General features: G+C 68.0%; 17 protein-coding genes. 2 read left to right on the forward strand and 15 right to left on the reverse strand.

Going from position 1 to position 13,936, the window contains the following annotated elements; all coding sequences use genetic code 11:
* Window positions 1-40 precede the first annotated feature (40 nt).
* From ACFWFR_RS00880 to ACFWFR_RS00915, 8 genes are read right to left on the reverse strand one after another with little or no spacing between them, the layout of a single operon-like run.
* Entirely contained in the window at window positions 41-631 is a 591-nt protein-coding gene (locus ACFWFR_RS00880) for a hypothetical protein (protein WP_377620568.1), read from the reverse strand.
* 14 nt (window positions 632-645) lie between these two features.
* Window positions 646-936 (reverse strand): hypothetical protein, encoded by a 291-nt coding sequence (locus ACFWFR_RS00885; RefSeq protein ID WP_377620569.1) that lies wholly within the window; start codon window positions 934-936, stop codon window positions 646-648.
* 18 nt (window positions 937-954) lie between these two features.
* Entirely contained in the window at window positions 955-1,794 is an 840-nt protein-coding gene (locus tag ACFWFR_RS00890; RefSeq protein WP_377620571.1) for a hypothetical protein, read from the reverse strand.
* Between the two features lie 19 nt (window positions 1,795-1,813).
* Window positions 1,814-2,509 (reverse strand): hypothetical protein, encoded by a 696-nt coding sequence (locus ACFWFR_RS00895; protein WP_377620572.1) that lies wholly within the window; start codon window positions 2,507-2,509, stop codon window positions 1,814-1,816.
* Window positions 2,510-2,551: 42 nt separating this feature from the next.
* A complete protein-coding gene (locus tag ACFWFR_RS00900) occupies window positions 2,552-3,814 on the reverse strand; it encodes a hypothetical protein (RefSeq protein ID WP_377620574.1) in 1,263 nt (420 codons plus the stop codon).
* A gap of 41 nt (window positions 3,815-3,855) precedes the next feature.
* Window positions 3,856-5,238, reverse strand: a complete 1,383-nt coding sequence (locus tag ACFWFR_RS00905; RefSeq protein WP_377620576.1) for a phage portal protein — start codon at window positions 5,236-5,238, stop codon at window positions 3,856-3,858.
* A 2-nt stretch (window positions 5,239-5,240) separates the two neighbouring features.
* Complete coding sequence (locus ACFWFR_RS00910) at window positions 5,241-6,926, reverse strand: hypothetical protein (RefSeq protein ID WP_377620577.1); 1,686 nt, start codon at window positions 6,924-6,926, stop codon at window positions 5,241-5,243.
* A complete protein-coding gene (locus ACFWFR_RS00915; RefSeq protein WP_377620579.1) occupies window positions 6,923-7,402 on the reverse strand; it encodes a hypothetical protein in 480 nt (159 codons plus the stop codon). Before ACFWFR_RS00915 ends, ACFWFR_RS00910 begins: the two co-directional genes overlap by 4 nt.
* Window positions 7,403-8,227: 825 nt before the next feature.
* Between ACFWFR_RS00915 and ACFWFR_RS00920 the strand changes: the two genes are divergently transcribed.
* A complete protein-coding gene (locus ACFWFR_RS00920; RefSeq protein ID WP_377620581.1) occupies window positions 8,228-9,157 on the forward strand; it encodes a hypothetical protein in 930 nt (309 codons plus the stop codon).
* Between the two features lie 141 nt (window positions 9,158-9,298).
* On the opposite strand, the gene ACFWFR_RS00925 is transcribed toward ACFWFR_RS00920, so the two are convergent.
* On the reverse strand, window positions 9,299-10,147 hold the full coding sequence (locus ACFWFR_RS00925) for a hypothetical protein (protein WP_377620582.1): 849 nt from the start codon (window positions 10,145-10,147) through the stop codon (window positions 9,299-9,301).
* 158 nt (window positions 10,148-10,305) lie between these two features.
* On the opposite strand from ACFWFR_RS00925, the gene ACFWFR_RS00930 reads away from it, so the two are divergent.
* Entirely contained in the window at window positions 10,306-11,211 is a 906-nt protein-coding gene (locus ACFWFR_RS00930; RefSeq protein ID WP_377620584.1) for a serine protease, read from the forward strand.
* 93 nt (window positions 11,212-11,304) lie between these two features.
* Here ACFWFR_RS00930 and ACFWFR_RS00935 read toward each other — a convergent pair whose 3' ends face one another.
* Genes ACFWFR_RS00935 through ACFWFR_RS00960 form a run of 6 tightly spaced genes read right to left on the reverse strand, consistent with a single transcriptional unit; the run spans window position 11,305 to window position 13,752 of the window.
* Window positions 11,305-11,997 (reverse strand): hypothetical protein, encoded by a 693-nt coding sequence (locus tag ACFWFR_RS00935; RefSeq protein ID WP_377620586.1) that lies wholly within the window; start codon window positions 11,995-11,997, stop codon window positions 11,305-11,307.
* A 25-nt stretch (window positions 11,998-12,022) separates the two neighbouring features.
* Window positions 12,023-12,244 (reverse strand): hypothetical protein, encoded by a 222-nt coding sequence (locus ACFWFR_RS00940; protein ID WP_377620588.1) that lies wholly within the window; start codon window positions 12,242-12,244, stop codon window positions 12,023-12,025.
* Entirely contained in the window at window positions 12,241-12,501 is a 261-nt protein-coding gene (locus tag ACFWFR_RS00945; RefSeq protein ID WP_377620589.1) for a hypothetical protein, read from the reverse strand. Before ACFWFR_RS00945 ends, ACFWFR_RS00940 begins: the two co-directional genes overlap by 4 nt.
* Window positions 12,498-12,908 (reverse strand): hypothetical protein, encoded by a 411-nt coding sequence (locus tag ACFWFR_RS00950; protein WP_377620591.1) that lies wholly within the window; start codon window positions 12,906-12,908, stop codon window positions 12,498-12,500. Before ACFWFR_RS00950 ends, ACFWFR_RS00945 begins: the two co-directional genes overlap by 4 nt.
* The gene (locus tag ACFWFR_RS00955; protein ID WP_377620593.1) at window positions 12,905-13,321 is read right to left on the reverse strand and encodes a hypothetical protein; all 417 of its coding nucleotides are present in this window, start codon (window positions 13,319-13,321) and stop codon (window positions 12,905-12,907) included. The genes ACFWFR_RS00950 and ACFWFR_RS00955 overlap by 4 nt, the downstream gene beginning before the upstream one ends.
* On the reverse strand, window positions 13,318-13,752 hold the full coding sequence (locus ACFWFR_RS00960; RefSeq protein WP_377620595.1) for a hypothetical protein: 435 nt from the start codon (window positions 13,750-13,752) through the stop codon (window positions 13,318-13,320). The genes ACFWFR_RS00955 and ACFWFR_RS00960 overlap by 4 nt, the downstream gene beginning before the upstream one ends.
* Window positions 13,753-13,936 lie beyond the last annotated feature (184 nt).

Genomic DNA, 13,936 nt, shown 5'->3' on the forward strand with positions numbered 1-13,936 from the left:
CGGACGATGGCACCCCTGGCACCCCTGGCACCCCTGGCGCTCATCGCGTCGTCCCGAGGACCGTGGCGCTGGCGCCGCCGAAGCGCTGTCGGAGCCGGCGGCGGGTGCGCTCGGGGAGATCGGTCTTGTCGACTAACTCGTCGTCGCCGCGCGTGAACGACGCCTGATAGTCGTCAACGCGCTCGGAGGATACGCCGCGGCCTTCGCCGATGCCCTCCTCGACCTCGTTGAGCCCGGCCGCGACGAGCGTGCAGACGAGCTTGACGATGTCGGCGGGGACCTCGTCCAGGCCATGGTCGAAGGTGAGCCTGAGCTCTCCCGGGATAGCGTTGTGCGCCTGCCACAGGCAGGTGCGCCAGAGCGACGAGCCGCGCACGACGTAGTCCGTGATGGGCTCGCCATCGAGGGTGACGTCCGTGACGGAGTGGACAGGGCGCGCGGGGAGCTCGATGCGCCGTGATGCCTCTGTCCACATGGTGACGGTCGAGACGGTGCGACTGATCGGGACGCCCGCCGCGTCGCGGACCGCTGCCGACACGGAGGTCAGCAGCGAGTCCACGAGCGCGGCGTTCGTGGTGTCGATCCCGAGGGCCGACAGGTCGGCCACCGTCGCGAGCGGTGCTAGTGCCACGGTGGCCTCCCTTGTCAGTCCTGCTTGGTCTCGGCCGCGAGGATCGCGGCCAGGACCTCGGCCTTCGTCTTGGCGTCGCCGAGGTCGATGTCGTGCTCGGTGGCGTAGGCCTTGAGGTCGCCCGCCGTGCGCTTTTCGAGCGGCTTCTCGGCGGGCTCGACCTCGACCCACAGCCCCGCCTCGACCTTGGCCGCCGCGTTCTCGGCGGCGGGCCCCTCGGGGTTCTTCGGCTCGTAGGCGAAGGGGGCGCCGTAGATGACGCTCCCGTCCTTGTCCTTGCCGTGGCGTGCCTTGTAGAGCGGCATGATGTTCGACCCTTTCGGTCAGGAGACGGTGACGAGAGCGGACGTGAGGTTCTTGGGGCGGATGACCTTCGCCCCGAACACGTGCAGGCCACGGATGCCGTCGCCGAACGTGTTCTCGAGCCGCAGCGCCTCGGTGTTGAGGATCTGCTGGGCGTAGGTCGTCGCGATCGAGTGGCCCGCGATGATGGTCTGGACCCCCGCGGCCTCGGGCACCGTGTTGGCCTCGAGGATGTCGAAGCCGGCGGCCCGTCCGACGACGCCGTTGCGCAGGCCCTCGGTCGTGCCGGAGGCGTCGAGCCGGATGAAGCGGTCGTCGCGGAGCAGGAGCCCGTAGAACTCGGGGGACACGCCCGCGTACCGGCCGGCGTCCGGGGTGTTGCTCCGCTTGAGCTTGGTGCGGAACTCGACGAGGAGGTCGTAGGCGTCGCTGGGGGTCGCGACCGTGACGGCGCCGAGGGCGTTGCCCGCGTCGACGCCGGCCGCGATCGTGGTCGCGACGTACTCGTCGGCCTCGGCCGAGAGGTTGTACGACGCCCCGGTTGTGGTCTCCTCGACGAAGCCGTCGATGGCCTGGCGCTTGTCGATGTCGTCGACCTTGAACGCGAAGTAGTTCTGCTGGTCGATCACGAGCGACTGCTGCGTGTCGGTGAGCAGGTCCCACGTGATCGTGCCGTTGCGGGTGTACGCGCGGACCGCGGGGTCGACGAACGAGGTGATGTGGACGGTGTCGCCCGCGCGGGCGATCTCGCCCTCGTAGTCGCGGTTGATGACGCCGGGCTGTGCGTACACGAGCTGGTTGCGCAGCGCCTTGAGCAGTGCGGCGGACCAGATCTTCGGGATGAACTTGGTGATGGCCATGGGGAACCCTCCTCAGGGTCTAGGGCTTGATGCCGAGGAGGTCGTTGAGTCGACCCTCGGCGCGTGCGGCGTTGATCTGGTCGGGCGTCATGCGGTCGAGCTCGGCCTGCGTGACCTGTCCGGCGCGCTCCTTGCGATGGGCGCCGGGGGACTCGAACGTGACGCCGCTGCCACCTTGCGCGGCGAGGTACGGCTTGGACTTCACGAGACCTTCGAGGGCTTCGTTGATGGCGGCGGTGTCGACCTCGCCATCGGTCCCGACCTCGAACTGCTCGAGGTCGAGGAACTTCAGGGCGTCGGCCGGGTCGGAGAGCTTTCCGGCGGCAGCGGCGCGGACCTCGGCCTTGCGGATGCGCTCGTTCGCTTTCGCGAGAGCGGCCTCCTCGGTCTGGCGGGTCTTGAGGGTCTCGGCGTGCTCTGCCTCCGTGCCGTCGAGCTTGGCTTGGAGGGCGTCGAGCTTGGCCTGCAGGGTGCCAGCCTCGCCCTTGACCTTGCGCTCGAGGTCGCGGTTGATCTTCTGCTGGGCCTCGAACTTCTCCTGCCAGTTGACCGTGTCGGCCTCCTGGTCGGCGCTGTCGCCGGGCCCGGTGTCGGTGTCGTCGGTCGACTCGTCGACGTCGGCGCCGCTGGTGTCGGTGGATCCGCCGCCCGAGGCGTCGGTGTCCGTGATGAACATGAGCCTGCGCGGGTGCGCGCGGGTGCGGATCGGGTGCATGTCTCTCCTTGCGAGAGGGGTAGGTCCTGAGCCCTTGCGGCGTCAGGAGGTGAACTTCTGGCCGCCGGTGGCGAGCCAGCGCCGGTAGTCGGTCTCGACCATGGCGGCGATCTGTGGGGTGAGCGGCCCGCGCGATGCGCCGACCGTGTTCAGACCCAGCCCTTGAGGGTCGGGAGTGTTCCCGAAGCCGGGGGAGGCGAACGGGTTCCGTCCTTCGAGGACGAGCCGGTAGCGCCGTTCGGCGTCGTTGAGACGGCGCTCGGCGGCGGTCATCGTGTAGCGGGACCGCGGGTCACGGACGCCCGTCCTGCGGGCCTCCTCGACGGCGGCGGATGCGGCCTTGCGTGTCCCGCCGCGGCCCATCTGCCCGAAGCCCTCGACACGTCCGCGCAGGGAGCCCGTGGGGACTTGGCCGCCGGGGAGGATGTAGCCCTGGTCGCGCAGCGCCTTGAGGGCGTCCTCGCGGTTCGGGTTCAGGCGGTAGATCGTCTCGGGCGTCATGCGCCGTTGACCGGGCCGCAGGACGGTCGACGCGGTGCCGGGACGCCCGGTGCCCTCGGTGGTGAAGGCGCCCTGTCGGCCGCGCTTGGAGTTGATGACCTGGAAGATGTCGCCGCCGTCGCGGATCGCGGCGGCCTCGTGCTCGCCGAAGATCTTGTCCTGCTCGCCCTTCGGCAGGCCCCGGAAGTACTCGTAGGGGTCGGAGATGAGGCCCTCGTCGAGCGCGGCCTGCGTGGACCCGGCAGCGGACTGGACGTGCACGCAGTCGCAGCGAGGGTGCCGACGGAAGCCAGCGTTCCAGCGGTAGAACCGCCCGGCCAGGACGACGCAGCGCGAGCATGACGGGGGGTTGAGCATCCGCACGTACCCGACGCTCTTGCGTGAGACCGTGTCGATCCCGGCCGCCTGACGCCCGGCGTCAGCGACGACCGTGCGCACGATCGTGTCGAGCGCCCGGCCGCCCATGGCGAGAGCCTCGGAGGCCGAGCGTCCGTCGGCGATCCACGTCTTCACGCTCGTGATGGGCGAGAAGAGCAGGCCGTCGAGCGAGCGCCCATCAGCGGCGTACCCGCCGAGGGCCCGCGGATCCACGAACGCCTCAGGCGCGACCCAGGATCCCTGCTCGGCGAGCGTCAGGGCGCCGTAGGTCGCCCCGGACGCAGCGGCTTGCACCTGGATCCCGGACATGAGCGGCTCGAGCTCGCGAGCCACGACGGGCGCCCACGACTGCGAGAGGTAGCGCCAGTCAACGCGGGTCCAGGAGCGGCGCGAGGAGCGCAGTGCGAGGACCTGCAGGCGCTGCATCCGCCGGTAGTGATCCTGGGTGGCCTGCGGAATCGTGACCATCAGATCGCCAGGTCACGTGCGACCTGCTCCATCGTCACGTCACGCTCCTCAGCCCGCTTCATCTCCATCACGCGGTCCACCTCCGAGGGCGAGAGGCCGTACTCCTCAGCGATCCACTGGAACGGGAAGCCCGCGGTCCGCATCTTCTGCAGCCCGTCCATGAGCTGCTGCTCGGACCGGTACTGCGGCTTCTTCCACAGGACCTTTCCGACAGCGATCCGCTCGGCGCGCTCCGCCTGACCGTCGGCGATCGCCGCGAGTCGGTAGATCTCGCGCACCGAGGGGTTGGCGTAGGAGATGCGCTCGGCGGCCTTGGAGACCAGGCCGGCCTCCGCGAGCTCGTACCCGGTCGCGGGCGTGTTCGATGACGCGGCGATCAGATAGTGCGCCGGTGTGCGGGTCTGTGCCACGACGTGCTCGACGGCGTGACCGATGACCTTGGAGAAGACCTCGAGGTTGCCCGCGGTCCACTCAGCGACGTCGCCGTCGCCGGGGATGAAGATGACGCGGTCACGGATCAGGCGGTCGAGCTCGATCGGCCTCTCGCCGATGATCTGCCCGTCCTGATCGAGGATCGGCTCCTTGGGGACGTCGATGCCCTTGATGATGCGAGCGGGCAGGGACGCGGTGTCGAGGCCGTTAAGCAGGTACGCCCAGACCAGGTTGATCGTGTCCTGGATCGGCTTGACGCCGGCGATGTCGCTCATGGGCTCGTCGTCGAGGAGCGCCTGGTTGCGGAACTCGACGAGTGGGACCGCGCCCAGGGGGTTCGCCTTGAGTTCGCGGGCCTGGTCGAAAGCCCAGCCGTCGGCGGTCGGTGCGACGTGCTTGTCGCCGCTCTCCTGGATGAAGCGGGGGCGCTTGAGCGGGATGATGTACTGCGGGGTCTGGAACTCCGAGTACTCGAACTTCTCGTCCTGCCATACGACCATGCCCGCGCGGCGCTGACGAGTGGCCGCGTCGTAGATCACGCACGCGGAGTCGGGGTGCTCGAACGTGACGCGGGCCCCGACCGGCGACGGCGAGACCATGCCGAACGACCGCTTGGCGACGGTCATCATCATCAGCGCCTCGGACAGCCCGCGGTCCGCCTCGTTGCGCTCCCACATGCGGGCCGACTCGACGTCGGCAGTGGTGCTGCCGTCGAGTCGGATGCCGAGCTGGTGGATGCGCTCGATCGGGGCCTGCGCCACGGGCATGCACCAGTTGTCCGAGAACCCGGAGAACCGGTCAGCGAAGTAGTCGCGGAACTCGTCGGACGCGAACCGCATGCGCCCTTCGGTGCCCTTGAAATACGCCACGTTCGAGGCGATGTCGCCGCGCCGGGCCCGGATCTTGTCGGCCATGAGCGTCGCAAGACGCAGGATCTCGGCGGAGTCCATTCTCACCTCCGGCGAGTGGTCGATGCGGTGTAGAAGTAGGTGGGCGAGGTCGAGACGCCGGACGCGATCGCGTCCAGGCGCGCCTGCCAGGACAGGCCGCCCGCCATCGCGAGGTCGATCTTGTTGAGCGAGTCGTGGCGCTCCTTGGACATGACCCACAGGGGCTGGCCCTCGTCGTCGACCATCTTGATCTCGCGCTTCTGTGCGTTCGCGATGTGCGACGCGAGGTCCTCGTCGCCGTCGTTCGTGACCTCGCCCGCCTTGATCGCGCCGGCGTAGGACCGGCACATCTCGGCGGTGCGGCGCAGGTTGCGCGAGTCGGTGTAGAAGAACAGCACCTTCTTGGGTCCGTACTTCCCGGCCCAGGTCGCGCCCTGCTCGTCCCAGCCCTGTGCCGGGTCGAGGTACATGCGCACGACGTCGAAGACCTTGAACGCTTCGTCGACGCCCTCGTTGACCTCGTGGACCCGGACCTCAGGGGTACCGTCGGGCGACTCGTCGGCGTAGTCCGGGATCCACAGGCCGAACCTCTGCTGCAGCCCCGTCTCGATGTCGGTCACGACGAGGCCCGTCGTGTCCTTCCAGCGCGAACCGTCGAAGCCGAGCGTCACCTTGCGGCGCACCCGACGGGGGATCGCCGCCCCGACCTTCGCGAGCTCGTCCTTCCAGCGGCGAGCGTCGAACGCCTGCGCCTCGGCCTGAGTCCACCGGTTCAACCAGGTCCGCTCGAGGTAACGCGGATCAGCACGGGGCCGGTCCCACTGCTTGGCGATGCCGCGCAGGTCCGACCAGGCGGCAACCGATGGGCCAGACGCCTCCCGGATGGCCTCGATGCGATCGGCCATGACCGAGAGGTCGTACTCCTTGCCGGTCGTCGGATCGTGCGTCCCGGCCTCGCGGTGGAAGTAGAAGAGCTCGGGCTCGTCGACCTCACCCTTGCTGATGAGCTCGGCCTCGTCCTTGTCCTTCTCTGCGACGCTGCCCTTGCCGGGCTCGCCCGCGGTCGTGGTGCCCAGCGACCAGGGGTCGTCGAGCGGACGCTTGGGGAGGTTCGCTTCCATCGCCTCGTAGGCAGACAGCGCCGTGGGTGAATTCAGGCGATGCGTCTCGTCGTAGTACTGGAACGTGGTCCGAGCGCCGTCTCGGGCGTTCGGCGAACCGGCCAATGGAACAGCCTTGCCGTCCGCCCCACGCTCGCCCAGTCGGATGATCCGCTCGAGCGAGGAGTCGAACAGATCGGCGTCGGGCCCCTCAGTGCAGACCGTGTAGAGGACGCCGTAGGCGAGCTCCATGACCTGCTCCTGCGTGGTCGCCAGGAGCGGGATGTACGGGTCACGGACCGGGCGCCCGACGGGGTTCCCGTCCGCGTCCCAGCCGTCGAACCGGACCGGCCCCTCGCTGTGCAGCTCGACGAACGCGACCCAGCCGCCGAACTCGGTCTTGGCTGTGCCCTTGCGCCACGAGATCCGCACGCGTCGGAAGCGGCGGCGCCCCGCGAGCTCGTGGCCGCGAGGGTAGACCTCGTAGGCCTTCCAGATCGCGGCACGCTTCTCGTCGTCCAGCCGCGCGGGCTCGCCCTTGAGAGAGCCGGGCCCGAAGACCGCACGCTCCTCGATCAGGTCGCAGATCGGACCGCCCAGTGACGGCCAGGGTGCCTCGTCGAATGGCGGGACGATGAAGGTGGTCACACGGCCCGAAGGGTCCCGCGCGGGTCACCCTTCGGCTTGGAGTCCGTGGGCGGGGTGGCCTTCTTGCGACGCTGCTCGCCGCGAGTCTCGGCCTCGTCGGCGCGCTCGATCTCCAGGTGGAGACGCGTGAGCGCCAGCGGGTTCAGGCCGAGACGGTCGGAGAGTTGGCGCGCCTCGGCGGCAGCCTTGAGGTCGCCCTGCTCGGCGAGCACCTTCCACCGGACGTACTGAGCAACCTCGCGGCTCGAGTGTGAGTCCTCCCAGACCGTGGCCTGCGGGGTCCGCCACAAGTCGTCCCAGAGGGCGACCTCGTCGTCGGTTGCCTGCTCGATCTGCAGGCTCAGCGTGGCGACCGTCATCTCGTTCTTGCTCAGCTCACGCCGGAGCCGGCCACGAGCACGCCCGTCTTCTGCCGCTTCGAGTTCGACCTGCAGCGAGGCCACGCGATCGCGCGCGGTCTCGAGCTGGGCCGTCATGAACGGGTTGGGACGCAGCGGCCACGGCGGGATCGCACCCAGCCGGCCACCAGCGGGCAGCGAGGTGAAGCCCTTCTTCGGGTCGTTACGGCGAGCACGAGTGGACGGGTGCTTCGGAGCAGGACCCGGCATGACGATCACCTCTTCACCGCCTTGCGCGGCCTACGAAAGTGGCGCCCGACCTTCCGTCGCGCGTCGAAGTGTGTTCACCACCAGGAGTCCCGGAACCCGTACAGAGGAAAATCCCCCTCTCCGGCGGTTCCGGCAGGGTGGTCCTCTGGGGGTCCCCCCGCCTCGAATGTCCGGTTCGGGGTGCCGCCGATGTCCGGTTCGGACACTCAGCGGGCGGCCCAGCCCGCGGGCTTGGTGCGGGCTGTCTTGCGGTCGTGGCATGGAGCGCAGACGCCGCGCCCGTGGTCCGGGTCGTTGGGATCCTGACCCATGGCCAGCAAGTCGACGCGCTCGACAGGGTGGTGGTCAGCGACGGTCGAGCGTGCGGCGCAGAGGTCTGCGTGTGCGCCGCAGTCGCCGGTGCATACGCACCGTGGGTCGCGGGCAAGCACGTCCTCCCGGAAGCGGCGGTGACCCTTCGTTGAGTAGGGGTTGCCTGCTGGCCTGCGTGCCCTGTCGGCCTCGGCTCGGCACGCGTCGCAGGTCGAGCGACCAGGCGGTGCGACCTCAGGACAACGGGAGCAGGGGGACCATCCTTGAGGCATCTCACCCCTTAGTGGTCCCTGACGGGTCCCAGCGAGCCCGTCAGGGAGCGTATGGGGCCCGGAGGGAAGGGGCAGGCCGCGCTAGGATCGGCCGACTGACGAGAGGAACATGATGAGCCTGCTGGACCTCACGAAGTGTCCACCGCTGGACGACTTCACCCAGGAAACGCTTGATCAGATCGTGGCGACTGGCTTTCCGGGCCTGGGTGCGCAGTACACGTTCGTGCGCGATCGGCTGGTGGCGATCAGCTTAGAGCCGAGGGACTTTTCCGACGAGGTGCTGCAACGCGCTCGTTCTCAGGTGAACGAACTGGGTGTGGCGGCAAACATCATGGCCGTGCACACGACTGGGGACACCAATGGGCATCAGAACCTCTCGGCTGCGGAGCAACGCATTCAGAGGGCTCTCAGTTTCTGGATGAGAGATGCGCGGCCACACGTGAAAGGTGGCACGTCGGACTGGATGGCGAGAACTGCCCAGGCCGAGAGGCTACTCACTATGGCGAAGGAGGCCGCGACGGAGCACGAGGCCCTGCTGGTCAAGGTTCGTGAGCTTACGAGCGAGGCGGGCACCGGAGAACTCGCAACCCACTACAAGAATCAGGCCGACGACCACCGAAAGGCCGCGCGCTGGGCCCTGATCGCTGTCGTGGTGATGGCGGCCGCTGTCGTCGGAGTCGGCTGGTGGCTCATCAGCCACATGCCCGCGACGGAGGACTGGTCGGTCCTCGTCCGCAACGTGCTTGCACGCGCCTTCGTCCTGGGGGTCCTATCCTTCGGCGTCGCCTTCGCATCGCGCATCTACCGGACGAACACCCACCTGCGTGCGGTCTACGAGCAGAAGGCGAACGCCCTCCGGACGTTCTCACTCTTCGCCCGCTCGGTCGATGACGAGGATGCCCGAAGCCTGATCCTTGCTGAGCTCGTGCGAGCGGTCTTCTCGTCCGCGGACACTGGAGTGTTGGACAAGGGAAGCGACCACACGATCGTCGAGAGTGCGATCCCGATCGCCACGGCGTTTGCCCGGCAGAAGGCGTAACCCGCAGGCGAGTGCGGGCATGAGGAAGGCCCCGTGGCGAACCTCGGGGCCTTGTCTGTTGATGGGTGAAACCCACCTAAACATAGGTTAGGTGGACAGAACGTCGACCGCAAGACGACTAGAGGTCCCCGACGGTGAGCGTCATGCCGCCACCTGCTTGTGCCTGGGCCGATCGGCGAGGTCGAGTGCGTCGGCGAGTCGGTACAGCCCGTCGACGACTTCCTCGAGCCTGCCGCGCTGCACCCACTTGAAGACGGTGCCAGCCTTGACCTCGCGCCCGACGATCTTGAGCGCGCGCACGATCTCGGCGGGCGTCATGAGCCGCTCCTCGAGCGCGTCGCTGATGTAGGCCTGTTGCTCGTCGTGCGTGAACTCGGTCCCGCATTCCCGGCAGGTCCCGCGCTCGCGCCCCTCGCGCAGGTAGAGCTCGCCGCCGCACCCGGCGCCGTCAGCCCCGCGGGATGAGCATGGTCCGACGTAGGTCGGGGGAGCGGGCTGCTCGAGCGTCTTGCGGACCCGCTCGCGAAAGTCGTTGGCCTCGTCGCAGAAGTCGAGGGCCTCGCGCTCGTCCTGCGTGAAGTGGCCGAATCGCACGGCGACCTGTGCGAGCAGGGCGGGCATGGCGGATGTGGTGATGGGGTCGCGCCGGTCGGGGCAGTCCCACGAGCTTGGTGCAGGCGGGACAGGCCGTCCGGTCTTCGTGGCCTCGGCGGCGACGGCGATCCACCCGTTCACGCATCGCTTGTCGCATCCGTGCTCGGGTGGGATCTCGTCGAGCAGGACGGCGGCGTAGAACCTTGCTTGGTCCTCGATCTCGCGCATCAGGTCCGAGACGCCTACGTCGATGGGGAGCGGGGCCTCTTTCGATCCGGACGGCATCCCTGTCAGGGCGTTGCCACCGCCGCCATGGAGCCGGGCTTGGAGTCGGGGCCAACGGTCGACGATCCACAGGAGATCAGTGCGTGCATTCAGAGTGGTATGCGCGTCCATGCCAGCTCGCCTTCCGGTGGGCGGACTACGGTACTCAGCCAGCACATCGGTGGCAAACCGCATTGCCGAATAATTTCACCCCCTTGAGGCCGCCTCCTAGGTGGCCAAGGATGGGATGCTGCTGGCTTCGCTCTCTCCATCCGAAAAAAGGGGCCGGGATGCTCGCTGAGACCATTGCTGAACGGTTGTTCTTCAACCCGGTCCACTTGGACGCGAGATCGAAGTCGAGGACCTGGACAGGGACGGGCTTCGTCTATGCCGTCGACACCGATAAGGGTCTCGCATCGTTCGTGGTGACTAACAAGCACGTCCTGGCCGGTGCCGAGCGACTCACGCTGAGATTCGTCCGCGCCAATGGCGACGAGCCTGCGCTGGGGCTCGGATCGACGCCTACGCTGGAAGACTTCGACGCTGACTGGTGGACGGGGCACCCTGAGGCTGACATCGACGTCGCGGTGATGCCGCTGGGGCGCATCGTCGATCTGATGGCAGAAAAGCAAGTGCCGATCTTCTACAAGTCGATCACTCCAGCGCTAACGCTGTCCGACGATGACGACATCGATGCCATGGAGGCGGTCACCTTCATCGGGTACCCCAACGGACTCTATGATCGAGTGAACCTTCTGCCTATCGCGAGGCGCGGCTCAACGGCCACGCCGATTCGTGTCGACTACGGCGGCCGACCGACGTTCCTGATCGACGCATCGGTCTTCCCTGGATCAAGCGGGAGCCCCGTCTTCATTCTGGACCGAGGAACTTTCACTGGACGCTCAGGCGACGTGACGGTTGGTACCCGAGTGATATTTCTGGGTGTGCTGGCAGCGGTGCACACTCGCATCGCTGAAGGGACGATTGAAGTCCTCACATCCACGCCTGTAGCTCGCTTCGCGGAGCCGATCGATCTCGGCATCGTCTACAAGGCGTCGTGCGTGCTCGAAACGGTCGACCTCGTGCTCGAGCGAAGTGGACTCAAGCGCCTACCAAGCGCTGCGCCGATGGTCGATGGCGCCGAACCGTCCGATGCGGACGAGCAAATGGCCGATCCGGACGTAGCGTACCCCTAGCGGTCACCTGCAACCTGGTCTTACGTCGCAGTTGGCCAAGGTTGCGGGGTACAACCTTGGTCAACGGGCGACGATGGGGAACTATGGTAGGTGTTACTTCCTATCATTCCCCGGTTCGTTCGACCGGGTGATGTGGAGAGTTGCCGCCTCAACTAGGTCGATCATGTTTGCGCATGCGAGTACATAGTCAGCAGCGGCATCTGGCGACAGCTCAAACTCTCGGTCATGGCTTGCCCGGTTTCTCACGTGCCGCAGGCTCGTCAGCGCACCGGCCAACTGTGGCGTGAAGCGTCCCTCGCGCACGAGTGCTCGCGCTGTCATGTCAGGACGAACCACGGGCCCTGGACCGGTAAGGCCGAGTGCCTCGGCGGCGTTGTTTAGTGCTGCCTCTACCCAGACCCATCCTTCAATGACCGCGGTTCGAGGGGAGACGCGACCCGTCTGGGCCGCCTCCTGGACCCTGTCCAGTTGCTGGTGCCAGACGTGCTTGCGCTCGCCGCTGCCGTCGGGCGCTGGCGACGACTCGTGGTTGGCCGTCGCTATGGGTGTTGATGCCTGCACCTCCTCGACCTTCGCTAGGGCGGTGTCCAGATCTTTCGACAACTTGACCTTCACCCCGGCTGCTTCGCCTTCTTCGAGTCGGCCCAGGAGCTCCTTGATCTGCTTGTGCAGCACCAACACGAGCACGAGCACGACGATCGGCCAGATGAGGTGGCCCGTCATGGAATCGATGAACGTCAGGGGGTCCATCGCGCTTTTCGGATTCACATGAGTGAAGGTACTCATGTCGGGGTCCCCCATGCGGGTGAAGTTACGCCCGCACGCGTTCGAGTGCTGCCCGTGCCGCATCACGCTCGGCGGTCATCGCGCGGAGTCGCAGGCGCCCGTCGCGTGCCTTGCTGTCGGCCTCGGCCCGCAGTCGGTCTACCTCGTCGGCCAGCACGACGAGGGCCCGCTCTCGGCTACTGGGGCCCGTGAACGAGCGAGCTTGCCCGGCGATCCTCAGTGCCTCGGCCAGGTCGTCGGTGCTCATGCGTCCTTCCAGTCGGTCACGGCGCGGGAGCGGGGCACTCGGGTCGGGTCCTTCGGGCCGTCCCACGTCATGCGAGAGCCCCATTCGGTCCTCGTGGGGATCAGGCCCGCAGCGGCCAACACCTCCGCCAGGTGGGTGCAGTGGTCCTTGACCGTGGTGCTGCATCGGCACACGTCGTCGAGCACGGTGTAACGCTGGGCCAGTTCGTGCTGACCGAGGAGCTCGGCGACCTGGGCAACGTAGTCAGGGGCGCTCATCGGGTTGCTCCTCTCGCGATCCGGGCGGCGTTCCCGAGGGCTTCGGCGTGGCCGTCCCAGCGGCAGTAGTCGTGCGCGAAGTGATCAACGTTCGCGGCCTGGTGTGCTGCGCGGGCACGCTGCTGCTCGGCCTCGAGTTGCCGGGCGATGCGCTCCCGGATGCTCGCCTCGTCCACCACGGGCTGGGCAGGGAGCGCGGCGAGCAGGTGCACGGGGTTGTGGGCGGCGATCTGCACGGTCGTGGCGGGGCCGTCGGTCGTGTTCCAGCGCGACGGGTTGTGCCGCCCGGTGCCCTGGTCGATCTTGAGGGCGAGGAACGTGCGGCCGCGTTCGGTGGTGCAGCGGATCGCGGAGCCCGGGGTCAGGGCGTCGAGCTGGGTTGCGGTGAGGGTGGCTGGGGTGCTCACGCTCCGGCCTCCTCGGTCGTGCGCGTGACCGGCGCGAGGTGGATGGGGTGGCGGGTGGCGATGATGTCGGTCGTGAGGGCGCCGCTGGTGGTGGCCCAGGCGTCGGTCGTGCCGTGGGACTGGGCGGTGCCGGTCTTGAGGGCGATGATGACGCGGCGCCCGTCGGGGGTCTCGAGGGAGACGGCCTCGCCGACGGGGAGGGCGGCGAGCCACGCGACGCTGTCAGCGTGCGCCTGCTCGGTGAGGCGGCGGGCTTCGTGGTGGAGCCACCGGTCCAGGTCCGACGTCGTGAGGTGCGTCGGGTCGGGTGCGGTCTGGCGCAGGGCGTTGCGGAGCTCGGTCAGGATCGCGGCGGCCAGGCCTGGGTTCGCGTCCGTGACTGGCGTCGGGATCGTCGTGATGTCGATGGTCATAGGTGCTCCTTGGTCGGGAGTCCGGCTGCTTGCCGGACGAGGTTGGCGCCGGTGCTGTATGCCCCTGTGAGGGGCTGGACCTGGGTGGGTGGGGTGTCTGTGTCTCGTGCGAGCTGATCGGCCCTGCACGCCGAGCAGTTGCCCTTGGGGAAGGACCTGTGGGCGTCGCCCTCGATGTCGCAGGGCGTGTACCGGCCGCCGACGGTCTCGGTGCCGGCGACGGCCTGCCACCAGGGCCCGAGCTCGTTCATTCGCTTCGGGGTCTGGGTCTTCGGGTCGGTCGCGACCCATGCGAGGGCGACGGCGACGTCGCGGTAGGCGCGGTGTGCGTGGTCGCGCTCAAGGAAGGTGCAGAGCGATCGCAGGGGCCAGTCGGGTCGCAGCGCGTTAGCGGCTGCGGCCAGGCGTTCGACCTCGGTTCGGGTCAGCATCCCAAGGCCAATCCGTCGTGCCGCTCGCGCGGTACGTAGGTGACGATTTGGACTTGGTCTCCACGTCCAAAACGGAGGTGAGCCGAAAGACTAAGGACGGGTCGGGTCGGGTCGGGTCGGGGGGACCGTGACTGCTGCCGTGACTCACGCGGGACTAACGCGTGAGTGACGGCGTGGAAGAACC

It is taken from the genome of Oerskovia sp. NPDC060287 (assembly GCF_042726775.1).
GTDB classification, from domain to species: Bacteria; Actinomycetota; Actinomycetes; order Actinomycetales; family Cellulomonadaceae; genus Oerskovia; species Oerskovia merdavium.

Coding starts and splice junctions, on each gene's coding strand:
- ACFWFR_RS00935 (WP_377620586.1), bottom strand. CDS start 11,997: ATGAGTACCTTCACTCATGTGAATCCGAAAAGCGCGATGGACCCCCTG.
- ACFWFR_RS00945 (WP_377620589.1), bottom strand. CDS start 12,501: ATGAGCGCCCCTGACTACGTTGCCCAGGTCGCCGAGCTCCTCGGTCAG.
- ACFWFR_RS00955 (WP_377620593.1), bottom strand. CDS start 13,321: ATGACCATCGACATCACGACGATCCCGACGCCAGTCACGGACGCGAAC.
- ACFWFR_RS00960 (WP_377620595.1), bottom strand. CDS start 13,752: ATGCTGACCCGAACCGAGGTCGAACGCCTGGCCGCAGCCGCTAACGCG.
- ACFWFR_RS00885 (WP_377620569.1), bottom strand. CDS start 936: ATGCCGCTCTACAAGGCACGCCACGGCAAGGACAAGGACGGGAGCGTC.
- ACFWFR_RS00930 (WP_377620584.1), top strand. CDS start 10,306: ATGCTCGCTGAGACCATTGCTGAACGGTTGTTCTTCAACCCGGTCCAC.
- ACFWFR_RS00925 (WP_377620582.1), bottom strand. CDS start 10,147: ATGGACGCGCATACCACTCTGAATGCACGCACTGATCTCCTGTGGATC.
- ACFWFR_RS00915 (WP_377620579.1), bottom strand. CDS start 7,402: ATGACGGCCCAGCTCGAGACCGCGCGCGATCGCGTGGCCTCGCTGCAG.
- ACFWFR_RS00940 (WP_377620588.1), bottom strand. CDS start 12,244: ATGAGCACCGACGACCTGGCCGAGGCACTGAGGATCGCCGGGCAAGCT.
- ACFWFR_RS00895 (WP_377620572.1), bottom strand. CDS start 2,509: ATGCACCCGATCCGCACCCGCGCGCACCCGCGCAGGCTCATGTTCATC.
- ACFWFR_RS00890 (WP_377620571.1), bottom strand. CDS start 1,794: ATGGCCATCACCAAGTTCATCCCGAAGATCTGGTCCGCCGCACTGCTC.
- ACFWFR_RS00900 (WP_377620574.1), bottom strand. CDS start 3,814: ATGCAGCGCCTGCAGGTCCTCGCACTGCGCTCCTCGCGCCGCTCCTGG.
- ACFWFR_RS00905 (WP_377620576.1), bottom strand. CDS start 5,238: ATGGACTCCGCCGAGATCCTGCGTCTTGCGACGCTCATGGCCGACAAG.
- ACFWFR_RS00920 (WP_377620581.1), top strand. CDS start 8,228: ATGATGAGCCTGCTGGACCTCACGAAGTGTCCACCGCTGGACGACTTC.